Annotated in this window: 23 protein-coding genes; 8 read left to right on the top strand and 15 right to left on the bottom strand. The window is 66.4% G+C overall.

The genetic code is table 11. From position 1 onward, the window contains the following. Positions 1 to 4 precede the first annotated feature (4 nt). The gene (locus tag ACTU6U_RS08600) at positions 5 to 628 is read right to left on the bottom strand and encodes a helix-turn-helix transcriptional regulator (RefSeq protein ID WP_443468711.1); all 624 of its coding nucleotides are present in this window, start codon (positions 626 to 628) and stop codon (positions 5 to 7) included. A gap of 100 nt (positions 629 to 728) precedes the next feature. On the opposite strand from ACTU6U_RS08600, the gene ACTU6U_RS08595 reads away from it, so the two are divergent. After that, a complete protein-coding gene (locus ACTU6U_RS08595; protein ID WP_443468710.1) occupies positions 729 to 1,160 on the top strand; it encodes a molybdenum cofactor biosynthesis protein MoaE in 432 nt (143 codons plus the stop codon). Here the strand turns inward: ACTU6U_RS08595 and ACTU6U_RS08590 are convergent. Genes ACTU6U_RS08590 through ACTU6U_RS08560 form a run of 7 tightly spaced genes read right to left on the bottom strand, consistent with a single transcriptional unit; the run spans position 1,157 to position 10,126 of the window. Further along, the gene (locus tag ACTU6U_RS08590) at positions 1,157 to 1,438 is read right to left on the bottom strand and encodes a DUF6457 domain-containing protein (protein WP_443468709.1); all 282 of its coding nucleotides are present in this window, start codon (positions 1,436 to 1,438) and stop codon (positions 1,157 to 1,159) included. The two genes, ACTU6U_RS08595 and ACTU6U_RS08590, sit on opposite strands and share 4 nt — an antisense overlap. Next, entirely contained in the window at positions 1,435 to 2,061 is a 627-nt protein-coding gene (gene mobA, locus ACTU6U_RS08585) for a molybdenum cofactor guanylyltransferase (RefSeq protein WP_443468708.1), read from the bottom strand. Before mobA ends, ACTU6U_RS08590 begins: the two co-directional genes overlap by 4 nt. After that, complete coding sequence (locus ACTU6U_RS08580; RefSeq protein WP_443468707.1) at positions 2,058 to 3,296, bottom strand: molybdopterin molybdotransferase MoeA; 1,239 nt, start codon at positions 3,294 to 3,296, stop codon at positions 2,058 to 2,060. Before ACTU6U_RS08580 ends, mobA begins: the two co-directional genes overlap by 4 nt. Beyond that, positions 3,293 to 4,051 (bottom strand): respiratory nitrate reductase subunit gamma, encoded by a 759-nt coding sequence (gene narI, locus ACTU6U_RS08575; RefSeq protein ID WP_443468706.1) that lies wholly within the window; start codon positions 4,049 to 4,051, stop codon positions 3,293 to 3,295. Before narI ends, ACTU6U_RS08580 begins: the two co-directional genes overlap by 4 nt. Continuing rightward, positions 4,048 to 4,740, bottom strand: a complete 693-nt coding sequence (gene narJ / locus ACTU6U_RS08570) for a nitrate reductase molybdenum cofactor assembly chaperone (RefSeq protein WP_443468705.1) — start codon at positions 4,738 to 4,740, stop codon at positions 4,048 to 4,050. The genes narI and narJ overlap by 4 nt, the downstream gene beginning before the upstream one ends. Then, a complete protein-coding gene (gene narH, locus ACTU6U_RS08565; protein WP_443468704.1) occupies positions 4,737 to 6,407 on the bottom strand; it encodes a nitrate reductase subunit beta in 1,671 nt (556 codons plus the stop codon). The genes narJ and narH overlap by 4 nt, the downstream gene beginning before the upstream one ends. Next, the gene (locus ACTU6U_RS08560; RefSeq protein WP_443468703.1) at positions 6,404 to 10,126 is read right to left on the bottom strand and encodes a nitrate reductase subunit alpha; all 3,723 of its coding nucleotides are present in this window, start codon (positions 10,124 to 10,126) and stop codon (positions 6,404 to 6,406) included. Before ACTU6U_RS08560 ends, narH begins: the two co-directional genes overlap by 4 nt. A 212-nt stretch (positions 10,127 to 10,338) precedes the next feature. Here ACTU6U_RS08560 and ACTU6U_RS08555 point away from each other — a divergent pair, with 212 nt between their 5' ends. Both ACTU6U_RS08555 and radA read left to right on the top strand, forming a co-directional pair. Further along, positions 10,339 to 11,562 (top strand): nitrate/nitrite transporter, encoded by a 1,224-nt coding sequence (locus ACTU6U_RS08555; RefSeq protein WP_443468702.1) that lies wholly within the window; start codon positions 10,339 to 10,341, stop codon positions 11,560 to 11,562. Positions 11,563 to 11,628: 66 nt separating this feature from the next. Further along, positions 11,629 to 13,017: a DNA repair protein RadA gene (gene radA / locus ACTU6U_RS08550; protein ID WP_443468701.1), complete on the top strand. Its 1,389-nt coding sequence runs from the start codon at positions 11,629 to 11,631 to the stop codon at positions 13,015 to 13,017. A gap of 17 nt (positions 13,018 to 13,034) precedes the next feature. Here radA and ACTU6U_RS08545 read toward each other — a convergent pair whose 3' ends face one another. The 4 genes from ACTU6U_RS08545 to ACTU6U_RS08530 all read right to left on the bottom strand — a co-directional run bounded on the left by ACTU6U_RS08545 (position 13,035) and on the right by ACTU6U_RS08530 (position 17,471). Beyond that, positions 13,035 to 13,454 (bottom strand): dehydrogenase, encoded by a 420-nt coding sequence (locus ACTU6U_RS08545; protein WP_443468700.1) that lies wholly within the window; start codon positions 13,452 to 13,454, stop codon positions 13,035 to 13,037. 188 nt (positions 13,455 to 13,642) lie between these two features. Further along, positions 13,643 to 14,299 carry a RodZ family helix-turn-helix domain-containing protein gene (locus ACTU6U_RS08540; RefSeq protein WP_443468699.1) on the bottom strand — a complete coding sequence of 219 codons (657 nt, stop codon included), beginning with the start codon at positions 14,297 to 14,299 and terminating at the stop codon, positions 13,643 to 13,645. Further along, on the bottom strand, positions 14,299 to 14,796 hold the full coding sequence (locus tag ACTU6U_RS08535; protein WP_443468698.1) for an amino-acid N-acetyltransferase: 498 nt from the start codon (positions 14,794 to 14,796) through the stop codon (positions 14,299 to 14,301). Before ACTU6U_RS08535 ends, ACTU6U_RS08540 begins: the two co-directional genes overlap by 1 nt. Positions 14,797 to 14,939: 143 nt before the next feature. Then, positions 14,940 to 17,471 (bottom strand): ATP-dependent Clp protease ATP-binding subunit, encoded by a 2,532-nt coding sequence (locus ACTU6U_RS08530; RefSeq protein ID WP_443468697.1) that lies wholly within the window; start codon positions 17,469 to 17,471, stop codon positions 14,940 to 14,942. A 223-nt stretch (positions 17,472 to 17,694) separates the two neighbouring features. On the opposite strand from ACTU6U_RS08530, the gene ACTU6U_RS08525 reads away from it, so the two are divergent. The 5 genes from ACTU6U_RS08525 to ACTU6U_RS08505 all read left to right on the top strand — a co-directional run bounded on the left by ACTU6U_RS08525 (position 17,695) and on the right by ACTU6U_RS08505 (position 21,515). Further along, positions 17,695 to 18,312 carry a hypothetical protein gene (locus ACTU6U_RS08525; RefSeq protein WP_443468696.1) on the top strand — a complete coding sequence of 206 codons (618 nt, stop codon included), beginning with the start codon at positions 17,695 to 17,697 and terminating at the stop codon, positions 18,310 to 18,312. Continuing rightward, positions 18,312 to 18,911 (top strand): hypothetical protein, encoded by a 600-nt coding sequence (locus tag ACTU6U_RS08520; protein WP_443468695.1) that lies wholly within the window; start codon positions 18,312 to 18,314, stop codon positions 18,909 to 18,911. Before ACTU6U_RS08525 ends, ACTU6U_RS08520 begins: the two co-directional genes overlap by 1 nt. Next, entirely contained in the window at positions 18,908 to 19,159 is a 252-nt protein-coding gene (locus ACTU6U_RS08515) for a helix-turn-helix domain-containing protein (RefSeq protein WP_443468694.1), read from the top strand. The genes ACTU6U_RS08520 and ACTU6U_RS08515 overlap by 4 nt, the downstream gene beginning before the upstream one ends. 501 nt (positions 19,160 to 19,660) lie before the next feature. Continuing rightward, positions 19,661 to 21,085, top strand: a complete 1,425-nt coding sequence (locus ACTU6U_RS08510; protein WP_443468693.1) for a dicarboxylate/amino acid:cation symporter — start codon at positions 19,661 to 19,663, stop codon at positions 21,083 to 21,085. 79 nt (positions 21,086 to 21,164) lie between these two features. After that, positions 21,165 to 21,515 carry a hypothetical protein gene (locus ACTU6U_RS08505; RefSeq protein ID WP_443468692.1) on the top strand — a complete coding sequence of 117 codons (351 nt, stop codon included), beginning with the start codon at positions 21,165 to 21,167 and terminating at the stop codon, positions 21,513 to 21,515. Positions 21,516 to 21,518: 3 nt separating this feature from the next. Here the strand turns inward: ACTU6U_RS08505 and ACTU6U_RS08500 are convergent, their stop codons facing one another. Genes ACTU6U_RS08500 through ACTU6U_RS08490 form a run of 3 tightly spaced genes read right to left on the bottom strand, consistent with a single transcriptional unit; the run spans position 21,519 to position 25,364 of the window. Then, positions 21,519 to 23,228 (bottom strand): cation:proton antiporter, encoded by a 1,710-nt coding sequence (locus tag ACTU6U_RS08500; protein ID WP_443468691.1) that lies wholly within the window; start codon positions 23,226 to 23,228, stop codon positions 21,519 to 21,521. Positions 23,229 to 23,280: 52 nt separating this feature from the next. Next, positions 23,281 to 24,549: a sugar ABC transporter permease gene (locus ACTU6U_RS08495; RefSeq protein WP_443468690.1), complete on the bottom strand. Its 1,269-nt coding sequence runs from the start codon at positions 24,547 to 24,549 to the stop codon at positions 23,281 to 23,283. Next, complete coding sequence (locus ACTU6U_RS08490; protein ID WP_443468689.1) at positions 24,546 to 25,364, bottom strand: ATP-binding cassette domain-containing protein; 819 nt, start codon at positions 25,362 to 25,364, stop codon at positions 24,546 to 24,548. Before ACTU6U_RS08490 ends, ACTU6U_RS08495 begins: the two co-directional genes overlap by 4 nt. Between the last annotated feature and the right edge of the window lie 120 nt (positions 25,365 to 25,484).

The following is a 25,484-nucleotide window of genomic DNA, read 5'->3' as shown; positions in this document are numbered from 1 at the left end:
GACGTCAGACAGTGACATCCGTGAGCCGAAGCTGCACGGTGCACTCTGCAGGCATCACGGGTTCATGCACGAAGTCGGCGGCGAGCGGGCCACCGGCCTCGGTCAACACCCCCTGCATGAGACCCAGATGTACCCGGCACAGCACCGGGCGATCCTCGGGCCGTGCCGCGGCGTGCGGGCACGGGGTGAGGTCCACTGTGAGCTGGGCGTCATCGATGACGGGCTCGAAACCGCTTTCTTCAAGATGTTCGATCAGCGCATCGAGCTGATACGTGGCTCGAGGCCCGAAGTCGGATGCCGTCGCGGGCATTGCCCGCCGCATCAGATCGCCTCGGCGGGCAGCCGCGCTGACCTTGTCACGGGCCACCGAGCTGGAGGCGTCTGCCGTTCCCGTGGCAGCGCTGTACAGCGTGCGCGGGCGCCCGCGAGTGGCACGATGCTCGATCGACGGAATGATGTAGCCGCCCTCGATCAGACGCTGCAGGTGCTCGCGGATCGTGTTCTGGTGCAGCCCGGTCGCCTCGCACAGCTCGCTGATCGACCGCGGGGATCGCGACTGGACGAGATGCAGAATCTGCACTCGTGAGAACGTCGAGATGGGGCCGCATGCGGGGCGAGCTGAAGCCATACTTCAAGTATGGCGAGTTCCTGATCAGCCCCGGATTATTCGGCCGTGAATAATCAGCTTTCGCGATAGAGATGTCGGATGCCGACGATAGCCTGGTCACATGTCCCCCGTCGTGCGTCTGGCTCGCATCTCTGAAACTGCTCTCTCACTTGACGAGCACGTCGCCGCGGTCGACAGCACGAAGGCGGGCGCCGTCACGACATTCGTTGGTCGTGTGCGCGACCACGATCCGGATGCCGCGGACGCCGTGGTCGCGCTGGAATACTCCTCCCATCCGGATGCCGAGTCCGCACTGCGCCGGATCGCCGAGGCCGCCGCCGGTGGAACCGAGGCCGTCGTGGCGGTCAGCCACCGCGTCGGCCGGCTCGAGGTGGGCGATGTCGCTGTCGTCATCGCCGTAGCGTCTCCGCACCGCGATCAGGCGTTCACGGTCTGCCGTGAGGTGATCGAAGCGATCAAGCGCGAGCTGCCGGTGTGGAAGCGTCAGGTCGAGGCCGATGGCACCACCGAGTGGAAGGGCCTCGGCGGTTAGTCCTGTTGCCTCGCGCTCCACGCGCCGGCCATCTCGACGACCTCTCCGACTGCCGCACGGACCTGATCCGGTGAGCCACCGGCCCGCCCGGCGACGAGCCCGGCAGCGAATGCGCTGAATGGCGCTGCCGGTCTTGCCACCCCGTTGGCAACGTCGCGCGCGAGGTCGAGGATCAGTGCGATCGGCAGGTCTTCCTCGCCGAGGCCGAAGCGCTCGCGCAGTGCCTGCGCCCACTCGTCGAGAGCTTCGGGTGGCAGGGTGCGAGATGAATCGCTCACGGTTTCTCCTCAAGTTCGGCGCGGATGCGCGCGAGGTCTGCCGGTGTATCGATGTCGGCGGTGACTCCATCTTCGTCGGGGATCCACGAGATCGCCAGGTCGCCGAGCAGTGCACGGCATGAGGCTCCGGCATATTCACCCGTGAAGGCGGCGAGCGCGGCGCGCAACGCGATGGTGCGATAGATGCCGGCCAGCCATTGCGGATGCCCGTCGGCGGTGAACGCGTGTGCATCGACCTCGGATGCTGACGCAGCCGCCGCAACCAGCCGAGCGACGAGCGACTCCACCCGAGGCAGATCACCGGCGAGCAGCAGCGTCCATTCCGGTTCGGGAGGAGCGCCGTCGGGGAGAGCACCATTCCCGGCGAGCGCCGCGGCGATCCCCGCGACGGGACCTGCGAACGGAGGATCCTCGCGCACCCATCGCACCGGCATCGCGGCATCCAGCACCGGCCCCACGGCCGTGATGGCCTCGCACCCCGCATCCGTCAGCGCGTCCATGGACCGCGCGAACAGCGTGCTTCCGCCGACCTCGAGAAGCGGTTTGATGCCACCACCCATGCGGCGCGACCGGCCGCCGACGAGCAGGATCGCCCCGATTCCCGAGACACGTGACGCAGTCACCGCAGCATGACCTCGACGAGGTCGCCCCGGGCGACCTGCGCGACGTCGGCGGGCACGACCGCGTAGGCCTCGGCGACCCCGAGTCCTGCGCTGAGATGCGAGCCGGATCCGCCGCTGGTCGCCGGGCGCACGCCCGGGTGCATCGGGTCGTTCCGATCGATCACAACCGGTAGGTACTGACGCCTGCCCGGCGGTGTGCGCCAGTCGGTTGCGGCGGGCAGGTGCAGCACCTGCCGATGGATGCTCCCCCGCCCCTGCATCTTCAGCAGCGCAGGTCGCACGAACACCTCGAACGAGACCGCGGCGCTCACCGGATTGCCGGGGAGTCCGAACAGCAGCATTCCGTCCGGCGTCGCTCCGAACCCCTGCGGCTTGCCGGGCTGCATCGCCACCTTGCTGAACTCCATGGCGCCGGCGAGGCTCTGCCGCACGATCTCGTAGGCGCCGGCGCTGACGCCGCCGGTGAAGATGACCGCATCCGCCTCCCAGCGCACAGCCTCGGCGACGACCTGCGCGGGGCCATCGCCCGAGTCATCGATCACCCGTCGCAGCACGACCTCGGCGCCCGCCTCTTCGACCAGGCCCGCGAGGAGGATGCCGTTCGATTCGGGGATCTGCCCGCGCGAGAGCGCGCCGGAACCCACGACGAGCTCCGAGCCCGTCGAGACGACCACGACTCTGGGGCGAGGCGCGACCGCCACCTGCGAGACCCCGGTGGAGGCCAGCGCCGCCAGCTGCCATGCCTCCAGAAGCGTGCCGGCGGGCAGGACGACGTCGCCCTCGGCAACGTCTTCCGCCGCGCGACGGATGTGCGCGCCGAGCGCCCTCGGTGCGCGTGTGACGACTGTCTCGGCAAGAGAGTCGGCGAGCCCTCCGACCGTGTCCTCGAAGGGCACGATCGCGTCCGCCGCGGTCGGCACCGGTGACCCGGTCATGATGCGCGCGGCCTCCCCCTGCGACAGCTGCGGATCGATTCCGCTGCCTGCGGGAATGTCAGCGACCACGCGCAGCGTGACCGGGTTCGTCTCGCGCGCCTCGGCCACATCGGCGTACCGCACGGCGAACCCGTCCATCGCGGAGTTGTCGAACACCGGTACGGCACTGCGCGCTCGAGCATCCGCCCCGAGCGTGAGTCCGCGCGCGTCGTCGATCGAGACCGTGACCGGCGACAGCCGCCGGGTCACCACCAGGATCTTCTCAAGGTGCTCCTCGACCGTCCGCAGCGCCGCTGTCACGGTCGCCGCAGACGCGTGGGGTCCGGCGCCTCCACGGGGTCCCAACCGCGCTTCGGCTCGCGCGAACCGCGGTGGTCATCACGCGAGCGGTAGACGATGTAGGGCCGGAAGAGATACCCGACCGGCGCCGAGAACACGTGCACGAGACGAGTGAACGGCCACAGTGCGAACAGCACGCATGCCGTGATGATGTGCAGCTGGAACAGCAACGGCACCTCGAGCATGAGTTCTGGACGCGGGCGGAAGATCATCATCTCGCGGATCCATGGCGAGACCGTCTCGCGGTAGTGGAACCCGGGTCCGAACACCTGGTGGACCACCGTGGCCGCGGTGCCGAAGAGCAGCGTGGCGCCGAGAAAGACGAACATGATCTTGTCCATCACCGTAGTCGCCAGGAACACTGCGGGCACGGTACGACGGCGGAAGATGAGGATTGCAAGACCGGCGAGCGTCAGCACTGCGGCGAAAGTGCCGAGCACCGTCGCACCGATGTGGTAGATCTCTTCGTTGATGCCGATGAAGTACAGCCACTCCCGCGGAATCAGGAGCCCCACGATGTGACCGGCGATGACCATGAGGATGCCGAGGTGGAACATCGGCGATCCCCACCGCAGCAGGCGGTTCTCATAGGTCTGCGACGACCTCGTCGTCCAGCCGAACTTGTCGTAGCGGTAGCGCCAGATGTGGCCCACGATGAACACCGCAGCGCAGAGGTACGGCAGCACCACCCAGAGCAGAATCTCCACGATGGTCATGACTGCTCCCCCGTTCGGAAGGTGGGCATGGGAAGGCTGAGACCGACGGTCTCGGTCGGTGGTCCCTCATTGACGAGTGCGAGCACGCGGTCGCGGGTGGCCTGGTCGACCTTGGGCAGCGACAGCGTGATCGCTCGCACGATGTCCGACCACGGGCTGTCCATGTCTTCCAGCGCTGCGCGCAGCACTTCGATGCCCTCTCGGTGTGCGGCCAGCAGCGCGTCGGCGACTTCTGACTGCGAACGGGCCGAGAACTCGAGCACTGCCGGCAGGTAGTCCGGGAGTTCTGCCGCATCGAACTCCCACCCCGCCGCGCGGTACGCGTCGAGGAAGGTCACAAGGGCCGTGCCGCGGCGACGAGTGTCACCGGTCGCGTAGTAGCTGAGGTACAGCGAGCACTTGCGCTTGAGGTCGAAGGTCGTGACATAGGTCTTCTGCCACTGGGATGCTCCGGCCTCGCGCGCCCGGTGGATGAAGCGCTCCAGCGGCTCCGCGATGGGGCGAGGCAGAGACACCGCGTTCGCCTCGAAGACGTCCAGGCGCTCGTACCACGCAGCATCCGGGTAGTCGATCAGGAGGGATGCCAGCATGTGCACCGTGCTGCGCTGCGCGGAATCCAGGGCGACCGGCGCCAGCGCATCCGGCAGCTTTCTGCGCGGCGTGACGCGCGGGGGCAGGACCGTGCTCATGAGCTCTCCTCGTCGTACGAGCGCTGCTCAGAGACATCCGACGGCGGGAAGAGCCCCGTCGGGCGTCCGTTGCCATCCCAGTTCAGCAGGTTCACGCGCCCGGATGTCGAGGGCTGGTCGGCCGTCTGGCGATCCGCGAGCATGTTGAAGTTCTCCACGGCCACCGGCACCGACTGACCGCTGGCGGCACCGAAGGGCCCACCTGCGCCGCCCATGCCAGGGCCTCCCTCGAAGTCCAGCGAGCACGCCATCTCTTCGAGATCATGCGCCTGCTCGTAGTGCGCCGGCGGGATCACATAGCGCTCCTCGTACTTCGCGATCGCGAGCAGCCGGTACATCTCTTCGATCTCGCGGCCGGTCATGCCGACCGCCTCGGCGATGCTCTCGTCGCGGTGATCGTCGATGCTCACCCCGCGCATGTACGAGCGCATCGCGGCAAGCTTGCGCAAAGAGGAATCCACCGGAGCGATGTCGCCTGCGGTGAACAGCTCAGCGAGGTACCCGATCGGGATGCGCAGCTTGTCGATCGCCGCGAACAGGGTCCGCGCATCTTCACCATCGCTGCCGGAATTGCTGATGACGTCGACGACGGGCGAGAGCGGAGGGATATACCAGACCATCGGCATGGTGCGGTATTCCGGGTGCAGCGGCAGCGCGACCTTGTAGTCGTGGATCAGGCGCCAGACCGGGCTGCGCTGGGCTGCTTCGATCCAGTCCTCTGGGATGCCGCCCTCCCTGGCCGCTTCGATGACTGCGGGGTCGTGCGGGTCGAGCAGCACCGAGCGCTGCGCGTCGAGCAGCTCGTGCTCGTCCTCAACCGCTGCAGCCTCGGCGACGCGGTCCGCATCGTAGAGCACGAGACCGAGGTAGCGCAGGCGTCCGACGCACGTCTCGGAGCACACGGTGGGAAGCCCCACCTCGATGCGCGGATAGCACATCGTGCACTTCTCGGCCTTACCGGTCTTGTGATTGAAGTACACCTTCTTGTAGGGACATCCGGACACGCACATGCGCCATCCGCGGCAGGCGTCCTGGTCGACGAGGACGATGCCGTCCTCCGCGCGCTTGTACATCGCCCCCGACGGGCAGGATGCGACGCACGAGGGGTTCAGGCAGTGCTCGCAGATGCGCGGCAGGTAGAACATGAAGGCCTGCTCGAACTCGGCTTTGACCTCTTCGCTCATCTTCTGCAGGATCGGGTCCTGCTGCATCGTCTCGATCGAGCCGCCGAGGTCGTCGTCCCAGTTCGCCGACCACGACACCTTCATGTCTTTGCCGGTGATGAGGCTCTTCGGGCGGGCCACGGGAGTGTGGTCGCCGCTCGGAGCGTTCACGAGCATGTCGTAGTCATAGGTCCACGGCTCGTAGTAGTCATCGATCTCAGGCAGCTTCGGGTTCGAGAAGATGCGCGCGAGCTTCGCGAGGCGACCGCCGCTGCGCAGCTTCAGCCGTCCGCGCTTGTTGCGCACCCAGCCGCCGCCCCACTTCTCCTGGTCTTCATACCCGCGCGGGTAACCGACTCCCGGCCGGGTCTCGACGTTGTTGAACCACACGTATTCGACACCGGTGCGGTTTGTCCAGGCCTGCTTGCACGTGACCGAGCAGGTGTGGCATCCGATGCACTTGTCGAGGTTCATCACCATCGACATCTGAGCCATGACCTTCATCGGTACTGCACCTCCTGGTTGCGGCGACGAATCGTGGTGACCTCGTCGCGCTGGTTCCCGGTGGGCCCGAGATAGTTGAACGCCCAGGCGAGCTGCGCATAGCCGCCGATGAGGTGACTGGGCTTGAGCAGGATGCGGGTGAGCGAGTTGTGGATGCCGCCGCGCAGACCGCTGGTCTCGGAGATCGGTACATCCACGGTGCGGTCCTTCGCGTGGTACATGTACACCGTGCCCGCAGGCATCCGGTGCGACACGTTCGCGCGAGCGACGACGACGCCGTTGCGGTTGTACGACTCGATCCAGTCGTTGTCGCGCACACCGATCTTCTCGGCATCCAGCGGACTCATCCAGATCGTGGGGCCGCCGCGTGAGAGCGAGAGCATGAACAGGTTGTCCTGGTACTCGGAGTGGATCGACCACTTCGAGTGCGGAGTCAGGTAGCGCACGTTGACCTCAGCGGCCGAGTTGGTGCCGGGCACCACATCGCCGAACAGCCGGTGCATGTCCAGCGGCGGTCGGTAGATCGGCAGCGTCTCGCCGAGCTCATCCATCCAGTCATGGTCGAGATAGAAGTGCTGGCGGCCCGTGAGGGTATGCCAGGGTTTGAGCTGCTCGACATTGATCGCGAAGGCCGTGTACCGACGCCCGCCGTGCTCGGAACCCGACCATTCCGGCGAGGTGATGACGCTGCGCGGTTGCACCGAGACGTCTTGGAACGACAGGTGCATGCCCTCGTGCTCTTCGGCGAGGAACGCCATCTTCTGCCCGGTGTGCTTCTCGAGCGACTTGAACCCCGCCACCGCGAGGCGGCCGTTGCTCGTGCCCGAGAAGGCGAGGATCATCTCGCATGCGCGCTGATCGGTGTCCAGCCGCACCGAACCCGCATAGGGTCCTGCGGCGACCGTGCCATTGAGGCGACCGAGCAGATCGATCTCGGGTTCGGGGTGGTAGGTGATGCCCTTGGTGGTCATCCCGAGCTTCGCGGTCAGCGGTCCGAGCGAGCGCCACTTCTCGGCGAGATTCGGATAGTCGCGCTCGACGACGGCGAGCTTCGGCATCGTCACTCCTGGCACGCGCGGCAGATCCTGCACGCGTCCGTGCGGGGTCGCCATGACATCGGGCGTGTCGTGCTGGAGGGGGGTTGCGACCAGATCGCGACGGACGCCGAGGTGCGTGCGCGCCATCTCGCTGAACTTCTCCGCGAGGATGCGGAACGTCTCGAAGTCGGTCTTCGTCTGCCACGGCGGCGTGATCGCCGGGTTGAAGGCGTGGATGAACGGATGCATATCCGTCGACGACAGGTCGTACTTCTCGTACCAGGTCGCCGCCGGCAGCACGATGTCGCTGAAGAGCGTCGTGCTCGTCATGCGGAAGTCCGCCGTCATCAGCAGGTCGAGCTTGCCCTCTGGCGCCTTCTCGTGCCAGGTCATCGTGGACGGACGCGAGCCCTCTGGCGCCTCTGAGGCACGCACCGCGGCATCCGTTCCGAGCAAGTGCTTGAGGAAGTACTCGTTGCCCTTGCCCGATGAGCCCAGCACGTTGGCACGCCAGATGTTCATGACCCGCGGGAAGTTCGCAGGATGATCCGGATCCTCCACCGCGAAACGCAGCGAGCCGTCATCGAGGCTGTCGACCACGTGCTGCGCCGGGTCCTTGCCGAGTGCATCGGCCTCTTCGACGAGGGTGAGCGGGTTGCGGTCGAAGGTCGGGTAGCTCGGCATCCAGCCGCGCTGCACGGATTCGACCAGGCAGTCGGCGGTGGTGCGTCCCTGGAAGGTGCCTTTGCCCAGCGGCGAGGCCAGCTGGTCGGCGGGCAGCCCGTCGTAGCGCCACTGGTCGGTGGCGAGGTAGAAGAACGCGGTGCCGATCGTGTAGCGCGGCGGGCGCACCCAGTCGGACGCTCCGGCGTACTGCTGGTATCCGGTGATCGGGCGGACCTTCTCCTGACCCACGTAGTGCGCCCATCCGCCGCCGTTCACGCCCTGGCATCCGGTCATGGTCGTCAGCGCGAGGAAGGTGCGGTAGATCGTGTCGGAGTGGAACCAGTGGTTGGTTCCCGCTCCCATCAGGATCATCGATCGCCCGCCGCTTCTCTCGGCGTTGTCGGCGAACTCACGCGCGATGCGCTCGGCCTGCGGCGCAGGCACCGAAGTATGCTCCTCCTGCCAGGCGGGCGTTCCGGGGCTCGACGCGTCGTCATAGCCGGTCGGCCATTGCCCGGGAAGCCCATCACGCCCCACCCCGTACTGCGCGAGCATGAGGTCGAACACGGTGGTGACGGTCTTGCCGGCGATCGTGCGCACCGGCACGCCGCGGGTGATGCTGCCCGAGCCGCCGGCGTGCTCCTGGCCGGGCTCGGGATCCAGGTCGAATCGCGGCAGGCGCACTTCTGCGGCTTCGCCGTTCCAGCGGGAAAGGTCTGCGACCGACAGTGGTGGGACGACCCCCTGCAGGTCGAGGTTCCAGCGTCCCTCGTCTTCTGGCGAGAAGCGGTGCCCGAGCGAGCCGTTGGGAACGACCGGGTTGCCGTTCTCGTCCATGAGAACCGGCTTGAAATCAGCCCTGGACTGGGTGGCGTCTGCACCATCGAGGTCGGATGCGGTGACGAACTTGCCAGGAACCAGCCCGTCGCCGCGCTGCTCGAGCTCAACGAGGAAGGGGCTGTCGGTGTACTGGCGCATGTACGACTCGAAGCGCTCCGTGCGCTTTTCGACGTAGTGCTCACGGAGGATGACGTGGCCCATCGCGAGCGCGAGTGCGGCATCGGTACCGGGGTGCGGGGCGACCCACTCGTCGGCGAACTTCGTGTTGTCGGTGTAGTCGGGCGAGACGGTGATGACCTTCTGGCCGCGATAGCGCGCTTCCGTCATGAAGTGCGCGTCCGGGGTGCGCGTGACCGGCACGTTCGAACCCCACATGATCAGGTAGCCGGCGTTCCACCAGTCCGCGGACTCGGGCACATCGGTCTGATCGCCGAACACCTGGGGACTTGCGACGGGCAGGTCAGCGTACCAGTCGTAGAACGACAGCATCGTGCCGCCGATGAGGTTCATGAAACGCGAACCGGCGCCGTGCGAGACCATCGACATCGCAGGGATCGGCGAGAAGCCTGCGATCCGGTCGGGGCCGTACTGCTTCACCGTGTAAACGTGGGCCGCCGCGGCGATCTCCATGACCTCGTCCCACGTGGTGCGCACGAGCCCGCCCTTGCCGCGGACCCGCTTGTACGAGGTCGACTTCTCGGGATCCTCGACGATCGATGCCCAGGCATCGACGGGGTCAGGATGCTGCGCCTTCGCAGAGCGGTACAGCTGCGCGAGCGTGTCGCGGATGTACGGGTAGCGCACCCGGGTCGGCGAGTACGTGTACCAGCTGAAGGCGGCACCTCGAGGGCAGCCGCGCGGCTCGTACTCCGGCGAGTCAGGACCCACCGAGGGGTAGTCGGTCTGCTGTGACTCCCACGTGATGATGCCGTCCTTGACGTACACCTTCCACGAGCACGATCCCGTGCAGTTCACACCGTGCGTGGAGCGCACGACCTTGTCGTGCGACCAGCGGTCACGGTAGAACGAATCACCCGCACGCCCGCCCTGCAGGAAGACCGCCCGCAGATCCTCGGACGTCTCACCCGGGCGAAGGAAGCGCCCCATGTTCACCAGTGCGTCTGCGAGCGGCCCATCTGTTGCGGGTGTGCTCTGTGAGCGGGTGCTGAGGCTCATTGTTGCTCCCTTCCGGAGATACATGCCTGTTCCCTCAGCATCCTGCCGTGACGCCTGTCGCGGAACAAGGGGGAGCCGTTTTTATTCACGGCCGTGCATCTTTTTCCCGGTGCCATCTCTGGTTTTTCCCGGCGCCGTCTCTGGTCACTCGACGCGCGACAGGATACTGTCGCCGGTATTGACCAGTGTCACCGGTATCGAAGGGATGCCAGATGAGCGCTCAGACCGCCGCCTCTGCGAGGCCGACCACAGAGCTCAGAGGTGGACTCACCCAAGTGCTGCTGGCCACTCTCGCCTCTACCGCGGGTTTCTGGGCCTGGATGGCGATCGCGCCTCTGCAGAAGACCTACGCGACCCAGATGGGGCTCGATGAGGGCCAGATCTCGCTGATGCTCGCAACCCCGGTGCTCGTCGGGGCGCTCGGCCGCATCCTCGTGGGTGCGATGACGGATCGATTCGGCGGACGCAAGATGTTCACCGCCGTGCTGCTGATCTCGGTGCCGGCTGTGCTGCTGGTGGCGCTCTCGGGCATGATCAACAGCTTTCCGCTGCTGCTGATCTCCGGGTTCTATCTGGGTGTGGCCGGGACGATCTTCGCGGTCGGCGTTCCATTCGCGAGCGCCTGGTATCCACCGGCGCATCGGGGTCTTGCCAACGGCATCTTCGGCATGGGCATGATCGGCACTGCCGTGTCGGCTTTTCTGACGCCTCGGCTGGCCGACGGCATCGGGTACCTGCCTACGCATCTGCTCATCGCCGGACTTCTTGTGGTCATGGCGCTGGTGAGCTGGTTCTTCCTGCGTGACTCGCCGGTGTGGAAGCCGAACCGCGAGAAGCTGATCCCGAAAGTGCTCGACACGCTGAAGCTGCCGGTGACGTGGGAGATGGCATTTCTGTACGGCATCGTGTTCGGCGGTTTCGTGGCGTTCTCCACGTTCCTGCCGAAGTACCTCACCACGATCTACCCCAGCGAAGTCGATGTGGTCGGGGCCGGCACGCGCACGGCGCTGTTCGCCGTCGCGGCGGTGATCGCCCGCCCGATCGGCGGTGTGCTCGCCGACCGGTTCGGCCCGAAGATCATCGCCCTGATTTCGCTGGGCGGCATCGTCTCGCTCGCCTACGTGGTCGGGCAGCAGCCGCCCGAGGGCATCGTCACCGGTGTGACGTTCATCCTGATGGCCGCGGCGATGGGTCTCGGCATGGGTGCGGTGTTCGCCTGGATCGGACCGTCGACACCGCCGGAGAAGGTGGGCGCCGTCAGCGGTGTGGTCGCCGCGGCCGGGGGCCTGGGCGGCTATTTCCCACCGCTGGTGATGGGCGCGACCTATCACGCCGACACCAATTCGTACCAGCTGGGTCTGTGGCTGCTGGTGCTCGTCGGGGCCTTCGCGCTGGTCGTCGCAGGGATGCTCCGCGACGTCGGCAAGAAGAAGTGATCAGCTGAGCACGATCGGAACGCTCGCCCATCCGCCGACGTCGGATGCCACGACTAGCCTTGCAGCATGGCCACACGTCGTCCCGCTCCCCCCGCTTTCGTCTGCACCGAGTGCGGGTGGACGACCTCGAAGTGGGTCGGCCGCTGCGGTGAGTGCCAGCAGTGGGGCACGGTGCAGGAGCAGGCCGCGAAGACCGGAATCTTCCGGCAGATGAGCCCGCTCGCGCCGGGCGCCGATCGGGCGGCGCGGCCGATCACGCAGATCTCCACCGCTGAGACGCCCCGGCGCTCGAGCGGTGTTGCAGAGTTCGATCGTGTTCTCGGCGGCGGCATCGTGCCGGGGGCGGCGATTCTGCTCAGCGGCGAGCCTGGTGTCGGCAAGTCGACGCTGCTGCTCGAGGTGGCCGCCCAGGCCGCGCGCGGTGGTCGGCGCGTGCTGTACGCGAGCGCCGAGGAGTCGCAGGCGCAGGTGCGGCTTCGGGCCGAGCGCACCGGGGCGCTGCACGACGAGCTGTATCTGGCGAGCGAGACAGATCTCGCCACGATTCTCGGGCACATCGATGAGGTAGGGCCCCAGCTCGTGATCGTCGACTCCGTGCAGACCGTGGCATCGTCGCTCTCTGACGGCGCGGCCGGCCAGCCGAGCCAGGTGCGCGAAGTGGCCGCCACGCTCATCCGGGTGGCGAAAGAGCGCAGCCTGCCGATCATCATCGTCGGGCACGTCACGAAAGACGGTCAGGTCGCAGGCCCCCGCATCCTCGAACATCTCGTCGACGTCGTCTGCCATTTCGAGGGTGACCGCCAGACCGCGCTGCGATTCATCCGCGCGCTGAAGAACCGTTTCGGTCCGACTGATGAGGTCGGATGCTTCGAGATGACCGGCGATGGAATCGCCGAAGTCCCCGACCCTTCAGGGCTGTTCCTCGGGCACGGTTCGACCGAACCGGGAACCTGCGTCGCGATCGCGATGGAGGGCCGGCGCGCCATGCCGGTCGAGGTGCAGGCGCTCACGGTCGCCACGACCGCACCGAATCCGCGACGGGTCGTGTCTGGTCTTGATTCAGCGCGAGTGGCGATGGTTCTCGCTGTGCTCGAGAGGCGCGCAGGCTACGAGACGGGAAAGCTCGATATCTACGTCTCCACGGTCGGCGGAGTGCGGTTCACCGAGCCTGCGGCAGATCTCGCGATCGCGATCGCTGTGGCGGCATCGATTCGCAACTTCTCGGTGCCACGCACGATCGCCGCGGTCGGCGAGCTGAGCCTGGCCGGCGAAGTGCGTGCGGTGACGCAGGCCGCGCAGCGTCGTTCAGAGGCTGCGCGTCTGGGCTATCAGCAGGTGATCGATGACCGCTCGGAACGACTCAGCGCCGCGCTCGACGATGTGCGCTCTCGCAGCAGGTCGGTGCATCCGGCGAAGAAGCATCAGTCGAAGATCGACGACGTTCCGCCGTTCTGAGCGGTGATCTGGCGCGCTCAGGCGTCGAGCGCCTTGAGCAGCTCATCGGGCGATGCCTGCATCGGGTGCGGGCCTGCGATATCGAGGAACACCGTCGTGATCGTCTGCTGGTGCGTGGTGAGAAACTGCTTCAGCCATTCCGGCGAGTAGATCCCCACGCCAGGAGGCAGATTCTCGGGCTTGTTCTTCGCATCGCTGAACAGCAGCAGTGCGACATCGCCCGTGTTGGGGTCACGGTACGTCCAGACCTCGCCGCCGTCGAGCGGATTGTCACGGGCACCAGCGCGCAGGAGCGGCACAACGGTGTTCCCGTGGCGGAGCGCGAGCGCGACAGCCGCGATATCCTGCTTCTCCAGCGCGCGGGCGAGGGCCTCAGCGCGGAACTCCTCGGGTGCCGGTTTGCTTCTGCCTGCGGACTTCGACTTCTTCCCTGCCATGGCTTCAAGCATAGGTGGGGCCCTCTCGAGTTTTCCATTGGGGACTGAAGCATTCGAAAGGGCCCGCGTGCTCTTGCACGGTGGCTGTCAGAGCGAGGGGACGCTCGACAGATGACCACTGGGGATGGCCCGCACCGATGTGCGCCAGAGCGCTCCAATGCTAGCCCAGCCGCTCAGCACTCAGGCGGTCAGTACAGAAGTATCTGTTTCGTGTCGAGGGAATCGAAACCGCCGATCGATACTCCCACGTGATATGACGCGCCGCCGGCCGGGGCATGGGCTCGGTTCTCGTCCGCGCACGTGGAGATGTCAGAACGTGTGCGGTCCCAGATCACGGCTTCCGCACTGGTCACGTTCTGTCCTGCTTCCAGGGTCACCACCATGCTGCTCGGGTTCTCCTGGCAGTCTGTGGAGCGCCACCACACGTCTTCGCCGCTGGTCACCGTGAACACCTGGGTCGCCGAGCCGACGTCGAGAGTGCAGGCGGAGGCACCGTCGTTCGTGAGCGAGATCGACAGCGCAGGAAGCGCGCCCGCGGGGTACGAGTCCGCATCGGTGAGGGCCTCGACCGTGAGGTCTGCTCCGCGGCAGGACGCCGCAACCGGATTCTCGCTCTGTTCGGGTGCGGGACTCTCCGACGGCGGGGTCGTGGCTGATGCCGTGGGCGTGGCGGAAGCCGTGGGCGTGGCGGAAGCCGTGCTCGTGGGAGCGGGTGCCGGCTGAGCTGCCCAGGGCTGCGCGATGGCGAGCCAGATACCCACACCGACCGCGGCGATCACGAGGATCAGCACGCTGAAGAACACCAGTCGTCGGCGCCGGTAGACCGCGGGGCTGACTGAATGCATCACAGGCTCTTCAGCATCCGGGTATTGCCGAGCGTGTTCGGCTTGACGTGCGCGAGATCGAGGAACTCCGCGACGCCCTCATCCGGGCTGCGCAGCAGCTGCGAATACACGTCGGGGTCGACGACCTGCTCGCCGATCGGGGCGAAGCCGCGGCGCGTGAAGAACTCGGTCTCGAAGGTGAGGCAGAACAGTCGCGAGAGCCCGAGCTCGAGTGCGCGCTGTTCGAGCATGGTGACGATCTCTCGTCCGACGCCGTGGCGCAGCCAGTCATCTCGCACGATGAGCGTGCGGATCTCGCCGAGGTCCTCCCACATCACGTGCAGTGCCCCGCATCCGATGAGTTGCCCGTCGCGCTCCGCGACCACGAATTCCTGCACGGCGCCGTAGAGGACGGCAAGGTCCTTGCCGAGCAGGATGCGTCGCTCGACCAGCGGTTCCAGCAGATGGTGGATGCCGAGGATGTCGGCGCTGCGCGCCGGGCGGACGGTGTAGCTCACCCCTCCAGCCTAGATCTGTCGGGCTGGTCCACCTGTGAGCCGCGTCGAATGTGCCCAGCTTCGGCCCCTCCCGCTTTCCCACGGGCGGGTGCCGAAAACGACGAAAGGCGGATGCCGAAGCATCCGCCTTTCGTTCGTGGGGACTACTCGCCCGAAGCTGCCGCGAGGTCGGGAGTCGCAGAGATCGCGCCACCGGTGGTGTTGATTCCGACGGAGACCTTCTCGCCGCGCGGGCCGGTCTCGAAGAGGAACTTGCCGTCCTCAGCATCCACCTTCACGTGGTCGCCGGGGTTCAGCTCACCATGCAGGATCTTCTCCGACAGCTGGTCCTCGATCTCGCGCTGCATCGCACGACGCAGCGGACGAGCGCCGAGCGCCGGGTCGAAGCCGATCTCGATGAGGCGCTCCTTGGCCGGCTGCGACAGCTCCACCGTCATGTCGCGGTCAAGCAGACGGTCGCTGAGGCGCTTGACGAACAGATCGACGATCTGCACGAGCTCGGTCTTCGACAACTGCGGGAAGACGATGACGTCGTCGACGCGGTTGAGGAACTCGGGCTTGAAGTGGCGCTTGAGCTCTTCGTCGACCTTGCCCTTCATCCGCTCGTAGCTGGTCTGCGCGTTGCCCTCGATCTGGAAGCCGACCGGGCCTCCGGCGATCGCGGACGAGCCGAGGTTGGTCGTCATGATGATGACTGTGTTCTTGAAGTCGACGACTCGCCCCTGGCCGTCGGTGAGGCGACCCTCTTCGAGGATCTGCAGCAACGAGTTGAAGATGTCGGGGTGCGCCTTCTCGATCTCATCGAAGAGCACAACGCTGAACGGCTTGCGGCGCACCTTTTCCGTCAGCTGGCCGCCCTCTTCGAATCCGACGAATCCGGGAGGGGCACCGAACAGACGCGAGACGGTGTGCTTCTCACCGAACTCGCTCATGTCGAGCGAGATCAGCGCGTTCTCGTCGTCGAAGAGGAACTCCGCGAGAGCCTTGGCGAGCTCGGTCTTTCCGACGCCGGTGGGGCCGGCGAAGATGAACGAGCCCGAGGGGCGCTTCGGGTCCTTGAGGCCCGCGCGCTGGCGACGGATCGTGCGGGAAAGGGCAGCGATCGCCTCTTCCTGTCCGACGACGCGCTGGTGCAGCGCCTTCTCCATGAAGACGAGTCGACTGGACTCCTCTTCGGTGAGCTTGAACACCGGGATGCCGGTGGCCTGCGCGAGAACCTCGGCGATCAGGCCCTCGTCGACCACTGCTGCGGTCGCGACGTCACCCGAGCGCCACTGCTTCTCGAGACGCAGGCGCTCGGCGAGGAGGCTCTTCTCCTCGTCGCGGAGGGATGCGGCCTTCTCGAAGTCCTGCTCCTCGGAGGCTGCTTCCTTCTGCTCGCGAACAGCGGCGATCTTGTCGTCGAACTCGCGCAGCTCGGGAGGGCTGGAGAGGATGCTGAGGCGCAGACGAGCACCGGCCTCATCGATCAGGTCGATGGCCTTGTCCGGCAGGAAGCGGTCAGAGACGTAGCGGTCGGCGAGGTTTGCCGCTGCGACGATCGCGCCGTCCGTGATCTGCACCTTGTGGTGCGCTTCGTAGCGGTCGCGCAGTCCCTTGAGGATGTTGATCGCGTGCGGGAGGCTCGGCTCGTTGACCTGCACCGGCTGGAAGCGGCGCTCGAGAGCGGCATCCTTCTCGAAGTGCTTGCGGTACTCGTCGAGCGTGGTCGCACCGATCGTCTGCAGCTCGCCTCGCGCGAGGAGCGGCTTCAGGATGCTGGCGGCGTCGATCGCACCCTCGGCAGCTCCTGCGCCGACGAGGGTGTGGATCTCGTCGATGAAGACGATGATGTCGCCGCGGGTACGGATCTCCTTCGTGACCTTCTTCAGACGCTCTTCGAAGTCACCGCGGTAGCGGGATCCGGCGATGAGCGAGCCGAGGTCGAGCGAGTAGAGCTGCTTGTCCTTGAGCGTCTCGGGCACTTCGCCCTTGACGATCGCCTGGGCGAGGCCCTCGACGACGGCGGTCTTGCCGACGCCGGGCTCACCGATCAGGACGGGGTTGTTCTTGGAGCGGCGCGAGAGAATCTGCATGACCCGCTCGGCTTCCTTCTCGCGTCCGATGACCGGGTCGAGCTTGTTGTCGCGCGCGGCCTGGGTGAGGTTGCGGCCGAACTGGTCGAGGACTGCGGAACCGCCCTGGGCGGCCTGGGGGCCGTCGTTGGTCTGTGCGCCGACGGCGGCGGGCTCGCGGCCAGGGGCCCCGGAGAGCAGCTGGATGACCTGCTGGCGGACCTTGTTGAGGTCGGCGCCGAGCTTGACGAGCACCTGGGCTGCGACACCCTCGCCCTCGCGGATGAGGCCGAGGAGGATGTGCTCGGTGCCGATGTAGTTGTGGCCGAGCTGGAGCGCTTCGCGCAGGCTCAGCTCGAGAACCTTCTTGGCGCGCGGGGTGAAGGGGATGTGGCCGGTGGGCTGCTGCTGGCCCTGGCCGATGATGTCCTGCACCTGCTCGCGCACGGCGTCGAGGGAGATGCCGAGGCTCTCGAGGGCCTTGGCTGCGACGCCTTCGCCCTCGTGAATGAGGCCGAGCAGAATGTGCTCTGTGCCGATGTAGTTGTGGTTGAGCATCTTCGCCTCTTCTTGGGCGAGGACGACCACACGACGGGCTCGGTCGGTGAATCTCTCGAACATGCTGTGACTCCTTATCGCACGGGGCGAAGACGCGGCGAGCGCCTGTACATCGAGAGTAACGACCTGTCGCGCCGGGCAAGGCCGTGTTCGCCGTCGGCATACTGGGGCGGCCGGTCGCCGAGCGAGCAACGCGAGACGAAACGCATCCCCCATTGACGCGCCTTATCGAGAGTCGATATGTTAACGACCATCGATAACAACGATATTCGATACGGAGGGCATGATGGCTTTACGAATGGGCCGACCGTCGATGGCTGAGGCGGTGGCGTTGGGACTGGTGGCGACCGGTGCGGTGAGCATCGGGATCGCGGCGATCGTGGGGGCGGTCGGCGCAGGGGTCGAGATCTTCGGGTCGCCGGTGGCGGTAGATCTGCCGGTGCACGATGCGCCGATAGTCGGGCTGTCGGATGCCGCGGGCATTGCCGCCGCCGAATACACGCAGTCCGTGGTGTCTGTTGAGGCGCTGTCCGGCGGCGCTCGCTGGCTCTTGTTCGCGGAGGCAGCGCTTCCTGCGCTGGCAACGGTGATCGTGTGCGCGGCGCTGTGGTGGTTGGGGCTGTCGCTGATTCGACAGCGGGCTTTTCGTCGGTCGATGGTTCCGACTTTGGCGACGGGGGCGTTCGCGCTCGTCGTGGCGGGGATGGTCGGCCCGTTTCTCGGCGGGATCGGTCGCGCCGCAGTGGTGGAGGAGTTGTCCGCCGGCGCCGACACCTCGCAGTTCTGGACGTTCCTGGTCTCGGCGGACCTTGCGCCGATCGGCTGGGGCATCGCCCTGGCGCTCGTGGCGACAGCGTTCGAAGTCGGTCAGCGCCTGCAGCGTGAGACTGAGGGGTTGATCTGATGAACACGAAGCAGGTGAAATCGGATCGGAATGATCTGAACGCGGCGATCGTCGTGGGCGGTCTGGTCATCGCTTGGCTGCTGTATGACGGCATCCGTGCTCTGGTCCAGTTGTTCGCGACAGCGGGTTCGGTGACGGTGACTACCCGGGTGCCCGCCCAGGAGCTCACCGTTGCGATCGGCGCGGGTGCGCCGGCTACCGTCGACGCAGCGACGCTGACGGTGGAGAACGTGAACGGCGTCAGCACCGTGTGCCTGGTTCTCGCAATTGCGTTGCGAGCGGTGTGCCTGGTAGGTGTCACTGCACTGGGCGTCGTCCTGTGCCGTCGGCTGATGCGGGGCGCCGTCTTCGACAGAGTGAACTCCAGCCTGACGTTCGCAATGTCCATCGGATTTCTGGCTGCGGGGCTGGCCTGGGCGTGGTTCGAGAACATGGGATTGAATGGCGTCTTCGCGGCCCTGGGTGGCGAGTTCGATGGGCAGTGGCTGCTGTTCTTGGACGGCATTCCGCTCTTCGTCGCCGCGATCGCCCTGGGCGTGCTGGTGATCGTGTTCCGTCGAGGGGCGTCACTGCAGAAGGACACGGAGGGGTTGGTATGACTCCCCCGCCGCCGGAAGATGAAGAGACCGGCATCCACTGTCGGCTCGATGAGCTGCTCGCTGCGCGCGGGATGACGCTCACGGAGTTGAGCGCGCGGGTCGGGGTGTCGATCGTCAATCTCTCGGTGCTGAAGAACGATCGGGCGCGGGCTATTCGGTATTCGACGCTGCGGGCGATCTGCGATGTGCTCGAGTGCGAGGTGGGTGAGCTGTTGGTGCTGACGCCGCCTGCTCGACAGTCGCGCTGATGGGTAATCCTGATGGGTAATCCTGATGAGCGCCGCTGAAGGATTCGAGTATGTGGCGCGCTCGCTGGACTGGCAACTACAAACGTGGCAACGAACGCACAGCACGGCAGCATCCGCGCAATAGCTGAATCACCCGTGGGTCGGAATAGATGAATCACCTGTGGTGCGAAATCGCTTGGGTGGCGGGTCGATGTCGCCGAAGGCGTAGCTGAGCCCTGATCTTTTTGCCATTCATCGATGTGGTGGGCCTCGCAATATGAGGATGGTCGATCACAGCCCGACCATCGGCATCCGCCATCGCGGATCGCGAGCCCGATGCGCTGTCTCGGAGTGAAGAGCCGTTGCTCTCGGCCCACATCGAGTGGATTTCCGCACGCGTCGATCGTTACGGGCACGACGCCGGCCACGTCACGCAACGTCACAACATGCGTGGGAATGAATCTTCCCGCCTAACGTTGAAGTCCGTGGCGCGCGTCCGGAGCGCGCCTGATCTGGAGAACCATGAGCACGACTGCACGCGCCCAAAAGGCACCCGATACCCGCGGCCCCGTCCGCAAACTGCTGACATCATTCGGCTTCCAGATCCTCGCGGCCCTGGCGCTCGGCATCGCCGCCGGCCTCATCGGACGCCAACTCGGCGCGACAGCCGAGTCCCCCAACGGCCTCTCCGCCACCCTCGACACGATCGGCAGCTCGTACGTCACACTGCTTCGCGCGGCCGTCGTCCCGCTCATCTTCACCGCAATCGTCGCCAGCATCTCGAACCTGCGCCGCGTGCAGAACGCCGCGCGCCTGGCGGGTCAGACGCTGCTCTGGTTCGCAATCACCGCTTTCATCGCCGTATCGATCGGAATCGTCCTCGGCCTGGTCATCCAGCCTGGATCTCGCGCAGGCTCCGGCCTCGAGCCCGGTGAGCCGTACACGGTCGGCACGTGGTGGAACTTCCTCCTCGGCCTCGTCCCGCAGAACTTCCTCGGTATCGGTGCCAGCACGCAGATCGATCCCGAAACGGGTGCAGCCGCGTCGAGCATCAGCTTCAACATCCTGCAGGTGATCGTCGTCGCGGCCGTCATCGGTATCGCCGCCCTCAAGGCCGGCAAGAAGGCCGAGCCGTTCCTCGTCTTCACCGAGTCCCTGCTGAAGATCATCCAGCGCGTGCTGTGGTGGATCATCCGCATCGCCCCGATCGGCACCTTCGGCCTCATCGGATCGGCCGTCATCAAGTACGGCTGGGAGAAGCTCGCATCACTCGCCTGGTTCGCCGGCGCCGTCTACATCGGCCTCGCCCTCGTGATCTTCGTCGTCTACCCGGTCCTGGTCAAGACCCACGGGCTGTCGATCAAGCAGTACTTCACCGGTGTCTGGCCCGCCGTGCAGCTCGGCTTCGTGAGCCGCTCATCGATCGGCACCCTTCCCCTCACCGAGCGCGTCACCGAGCGCAACCTCGGCGTGCCCCGCGCCTACGCCTCCTTCGCGGTTCCCTTCGGAGCCACCACGAAGATGGACGGCTGCGCCGCGATCTACCCGGCCATCGCGGCGATCTTCGTCGCACAGTTCTTCGACATCCAGCTGAACTTCGTGCAGTACCTGCTGATCGTCCTGGTCTCGGTCGTCGGCTCCGCCGCCACCGCGGGCACCACCGGCGCGATCGTCATGCTCACCCTCACCCTGTCGACGCTGGGCCTGCCCCTCGAGGGCGTCGGCCTCCTCCTCGCGATCGACCCGATCCTCGACATGGGACGCACCGCCGTCAACGTCGCAGGCCAGGCACTCGTTCCGACGATCGTCGCCAAGCGCGAAGGCATCCTGAATGAGGAGCTCTACAACGCGCCTCGCGAAGGCCTGCCGTTCGCGGACGATTCAGATGACGATGAGGCGGATGCCGCACCCGCCGGCCCCACGACCGACGCCGTCGCTGCGCGCTGACCTCTGACGACGGGCGATGGGTATCACTGCCCATCGCCCGTCGCCGTACCTGCGGGCAGCGCCTCATAGGCTGGTACTCATGACCGGAACCCTGCGCACCCGCACCCGCCTCCTGCTCGCACTCCCGATCGCCGCCGCAGCGATCTCCCTCGCCGCGTGCTCCGGCGTCGGTGCGACCGGAGGCGACGCCCGGCCCACTGTCGACGAGCTCAGCTCCGGCATCGCCACGATCCTCGAGGACGCCGGTCAAGGCGACGTCCTCACCGCCGACCAGATCGACTGCGTCGCCGGGGAGTTCCTCGATTCCAAGGTCTCCGACAAGGATCTTCAGAACCTCGCCGACGGCAAGGACGAGCAGACCTCGGAAGAGGCCAAGGATCTCGTCTCGCAGACGATGTCAGAGGCCGCTATGACCTGCAGCGCCGAGTAGCATCTACGCGCGCGGCTGCGGCCAGATCGCACCGCGCGTGTCGAGCGCGAGCTCTTCGGCATCGATCGCCGTCATGAGCTCGCGCATCAGCTCCTCGTCGAGATTGTCATCATCGCGCTCGGCGAGGAGCACCTCGCGACGCACGTACAGCCATCCCTTCGACAGCGTCACAAGATCCTCGTAAGAAGGCCGTGGAACGGACTCCTCCATCTCCTGCACACGATCGGTCTCGGTCTCAACTCGCGTCATCCGTGTGACGAAGGCGTCGAACGCTTTCAGCTGACCCTCGTCATACTTGCCGGCCCACTTCTCGCGCTGCTCGGCGAGATAAGCCTTGCCCGCCTCACGGCTGCGCTTGCGCACCGCGGCCATCGCCTTGGCATCCTCTTCGTGATCGACGTCGCCGGCGATCTTGAGCCGCTTGATCAACACCGGCAGCGTCAGCCCCTGCAGAAGCAGCGTCGCAACCGTCACGATGAAGGCGACCACGACGATCGCATGCGACGACTTGTCGTCGAGCGCCGCGAGATCGGATGCCGCGAGCGCAGTCGCCAGCGTCACGACACCGCGCATTCCCGCCCACGAGATGACCGCGTTGTCCTTCCAATCCAGCGCGGGCTCAGTCAGCCGCTTCTTCATCTGCTCAGCCGTCAGCACCGGGCGCCCTGGTCTCGGGCGTGCTTGCGTGCGCCCCGCAGCCACCATCCGCTCCCAGCGCGCAAGCCGCTTTCGCTCGCCCCACCGCGCCCAGGCATGCGCGGGATAGATGTAGGCCGGGCGCACCAGCAGCACTGCGAGCAGCACGGCCCCTGCAAGCAGCAGGAACTGGCCTACCGACTCCGAGCTGAGGTCGCGCAGCACTCGCGGGAACTGCAGCCCGATATAGGCGAAGACGAAGCTTTCCAGCAGCAGATCGGCCGACAGCCATAGCGGCGCCTCCTGCTGCCTGGTCGTGTAGTCGGTGCGTGGGGCGTTGAACCCCACGTACAGTCCCATCGCCACGACCGCGAGCACACCGGATCCACCGAGATGCTCGGCGATCGCGTACGCGCCGAACGGCACGAGCAGCCCGAAGGTGCCGATCACCACCGGGTCTGCCACCCGCATGCGCAGCTGATGCAGCACGACCCCGAACACGAGGCCGACGAAAACCCCGACCACGACCGCGACCACGAACTGCCAGATACCGTCCCAGGCGGTCAGCGCGGCCCCGGCGATCATCGCCGCGAACACCCGGTACAGCGTCAGCGAGGTCGCATCGTTGATGAGGCTCTCCCCCGACAGCACCGTCATGATGCGCCTCGGAAGACCGAGCTTCCGACCGATCGCGGCAGCAGACACCGCATCCGGCGGCGCCACGATCGCCCCCAGCAGCAGCGCACCCGGCAGAGTCAACGAAGGCATGATCAGCCACGCCACCACCCCGACGACCGCCGTAGTGAGCAGTACGAGCCAGATCCCGAGCCGGCGGATCTGCGGCAGGCTGCGCTTGAACCCAACGAACGAGACATCCAGCGCCGCCGAGTACAGCAGCGGCGGAAGCACGACACTCAACAGCAGATGACCGTCGATCTCCAGGTCGGGGATGAACGGAACGAAGGATGCCGCGAGCGCCACGACCGTGACCAGCAACGGCGCAGGCCACCCCCGCCACCGTGCGATCGCCGCCACGACGACAGCGCCGACCACCACGTAGAACAGTGTCGCATCCATGCGGAAAGACTATCTGCGTCCGGTCAAGTGGCCCCAGCCGCGCACCCGTCCGTCAGGACTGTCCGTGTTGGACCCGGGACTTCCGCGACAGCGAGTCGATGATCACCGCGAGCAGAAGCACGCCACCGGTGACCATGAACTGAACAGAGGAGTCCAGGCTCAGAAGCGTCAGTCCGTTCTGGATCGACATGATCACAAAGATGCCCAGCAGCGCCGACCACGCCGACCCGCGTCCACCGAACAGGCTGGTGCCGCCGATGACCGCCGCAGCGATCGCGATGAGGTTCGTCGTGCCGCCACCGCTGGAAATGCTCGCAGCGGTCAGTCGCGCTGCCGCCATCAGGCCGCCCACCGACGCGAGCACGGTACCGACCATGAGCGCGGAGATGTAGACGGCCTTCACGTTGATGCCCGCGCGGCGCGCTGCCTCTTCGTTGCCGCCCACCGCGTAGATCCACCGACCCCAGCGCGTGCGGGTGAGCATGAACGCCATCACGGCGACGAAGACGATGAACACCAGGAACATCACACCGACGCCGCGGTTCGTCGCAAGATAGGCGATGGCGGCGACCGCCACAGCCGCGATCACCACGGCCTTGATGATGATGAGCGAGACCGGGCCGGTCGAGAGCCCCGCTTTCGCCCGCCGGCGTGCCCGACTCAGGTCGCTGACGACGATGCCCGCCACCGCGACGAGAGCGATGAGGTACGCGAGCCATGGCGGCAGGAACCACGAGGTCGCGAACTGCACGAGCCACGATGAGTAGGGCAGGTTGATGGTGCCCGTCGGTCCCAGGATCCACAGCTGCAGCCCGAGGAAGCCCAAGAGCCCCGCGAGAGTGACGACGAAGGTGGGAACCCCGAAGCGCGTGAACAGGAACCCGTAGAGGAAACCGATCGCCGCGCCCACCGCGATCGACAGCAGGATCGCCACCCAGATCGGCCAGCCCATGTTCACGAACGTAACGCCGAGGATCGCCGATGACAGTCCGCTGAGCGAACCGATCGACAGGTCGATCTGCGCGACCAGGAGCACGACGACGACGCCGAGGGCGATCGTGCCCACCGCCGCGCACTGCAGCGTGAGGTTGACGAGGTTGTCGGCGGTCAGGAAGTTCGGGTTCAGCAGCTGGAAGACGATCCAGATCACGACGAGCCCGAGGAAGATCGGCAGTGACCCCAGGTCACCGGTGCGGATACGGGTTCCGAACCCGCTCATCGCGCCGCGGAGTCCCTCGCCGCGCACCAGCCGCTCGTCCTGCAGGTCGACGGCGCGAGTGGTGGGCATGGAATTGTCTTTCACGGGCTGTCGAGTGCTCATCGGGCGTCCTTCTCTTCGATCCGCGACGCCGCGCGGGTGCTGACCGGGTTGTCCGTCGCTCCGGTGATCGCGGCGACGATGTCTTCGTAGCTGACGTCGGAGGTGCGGAAGATGCCGTTGTTGCGGCCGAGCCGGAGGACGAGCACACGGTCGGCGACCGCCTGCACATCGGCCATGTTGTGGCTGATGAGGATGACCCCGAGGCCCCGCTCACGCAGACGCTCGATGAGGTTGAGCACCTCCGCCGTCTGCGCGACGCCCAGCGCCGCGGTGGGCTCGTCGAGAATGACGATGCGCGGCTCACCGATCAGCGAGCGCGCGATCGCGACCGTCTGACGCTGACCGCCCGAGAGGGAAGCCACGGCGATGCGTACTGAGGGGATCTTGGCCGAGAGCTGACGCAGCAGTTCCCATGCCTGCTGCTCCATGAGCTCCTCGTCGAGGGTGGCGGTGCCCCGCTCGCGACCGAGGAAGAGGTTGGCGACCACGTCGAGGTTGTCGCAGAGCGCCAGGTCCTGGAAGACCGTAGCGATGCCGAGCTCGCGTGACGCGGTCGGCGACGGAATCGACGCCGGTGCACCGTTGAAGGTGATGACACCGCTGTCGGCGGGGTGCACACCGGCGAGGATCTTCACCAGAGTCGACTTTCCTGCGCCGTTATCGCCCACCAGGGCGACGACCTCGCCGGGGTAGACGTCGAGGTCGATATCGGTCAAAGCCCTGACGGCGCCGAATCCTTTGGATACGCCTCGGATCGACAGGACGGGCTCACGCACAGCGTCATGCTGTTCGTCGAGGTCGGATGCTGTTGCCACGGAGATTCCTTCGCTTGATGGCCGCGGTGGCGGGGGAGCGCCGGCGACGCCGAGGGGGACGCTGGTGAAGGGCGTTGTGGACACATTGGAGTGGGCCGGGGGGGGAGGGCCCTCGACTGG

Source organism: Microbacterium zouquanmingi, from assembly GCF_052266695.1.
Taxonomy (GTDB): domain Bacteria; phylum Actinomycetota; class Actinomycetes; order Actinomycetales; family Microbacteriaceae; genus Microbacterium.
Note: the sequence above shows the minus strand (reverse complement) of the source record. Positions and strands in the feature narration are given on the sequence as shown.

Excerpts from the sequence above, each read along its gene's own strand:
- ACTU6U_RS08600 (WP_443468711.1), bottom strand. The coding sequence starts at position 628 with ATGGCTTCAGCTCGCCCCGCATGCGGCCCCATCTCGACGTTCTCACGA.
- ACTU6U_RS08595 (WP_443468710.1), top strand. The coding sequence starts at position 729 with ATGTCCCCCGTCGTGCGTCTGGCTCGCATCTCTGAAACTGCTCTCTCA.
- narI (WP_443468706.1), bottom strand. The coding sequence starts at position 4,051 with ATGACCATCGTGGAGATTCTGCTCTGGGTGGTGCTGCCGTACCTCTGC.
- narJ (WP_443468705.1), bottom strand. The coding sequence starts at position 4,740 with ATGAGCACGGTCCTGCCCCCGCGCGTCACGCCGCGCAGAAAGCTGCCG.
- narH (WP_443468704.1), bottom strand. The coding sequence starts at position 6,407 with ATGAAGGTCATGGCTCAGATGTCGATGGTGATGAACCTCGACAAGTGC.
- ACTU6U_RS08560 (WP_443468703.1), bottom strand. The coding sequence starts at position 10,126 with ATGAGCCTCAGCACCCGCTCACAGAGCACACCCGCAACAGATGGGCCG.
- ACTU6U_RS08555 (WP_443468702.1), top strand. The coding sequence starts at position 10,339 with ATGAGCGCTCAGACCGCCGCCTCTGCGAGGCCGACCACAGAGCTCAGA.
- radA (WP_443468701.1), top strand. The coding sequence starts at position 11,629 with ATGGCCACACGTCGTCCCGCTCCCCCCGCTTTCGTCTGCACCGAGTGC.
- ACTU6U_RS08545 (WP_443468700.1), bottom strand. The coding sequence starts at position 13,454 with ATGGCAGGGAAGAAGTCGAAGTCCGCAGGCAGAAGCAAACCGGCACCC.
- ACTU6U_RS08540 (WP_443468699.1), bottom strand. The coding sequence starts at position 14,299 with ATGCATTCAGTCAGCCCCGCGGTCTACCGGCGCCGACGACTGGTGTTC.
- ACTU6U_RS08530 (WP_443468697.1), bottom strand. The coding sequence starts at position 17,471 with ATGTTCGAGAGATTCACCGACCGAGCCCGTCGTGTGGTCGTCCTCGCC.
- ACTU6U_RS08525 (WP_443468696.1), top strand. The coding sequence starts at position 17,695 with ATGGCTTTACGAATGGGCCGACCGTCGATGGCTGAGGCGGTGGCGTTG.
- ACTU6U_RS08520 (WP_443468695.1), top strand. The coding sequence starts at position 18,312 with ATGAACACGAAGCAGGTGAAATCGGATCGGAATGATCTGAACGCGGCG.
- ACTU6U_RS08515 (WP_443468694.1), top strand. The coding sequence starts at position 18,908 with ATGACTCCCCCGCCGCCGGAAGATGAAGAGACCGGCATCCACTGTCGG.
- ACTU6U_RS08510 (WP_443468693.1), top strand. The coding sequence starts at position 19,661 with ATGAGCACGACTGCACGCGCCCAAAAGGCACCCGATACCCGCGGCCCC.
- ACTU6U_RS08505 (WP_443468692.1), top strand. The coding sequence starts at position 21,165 with ATGACCGGAACCCTGCGCACCCGCACCCGCCTCCTGCTCGCACTCCCG.
- ACTU6U_RS08500 (WP_443468691.1), bottom strand. The coding sequence starts at position 23,228 with ATGGATGCGACACTGTTCTACGTGGTGGTCGGCGCTGTCGTCGTGGCG.
- ACTU6U_RS08495 (WP_443468690.1), bottom strand. The coding sequence starts at position 24,549 with ATGAGCACTCGACAGCCCGTGAAAGACAATTCCATGCCCACCACTCGC.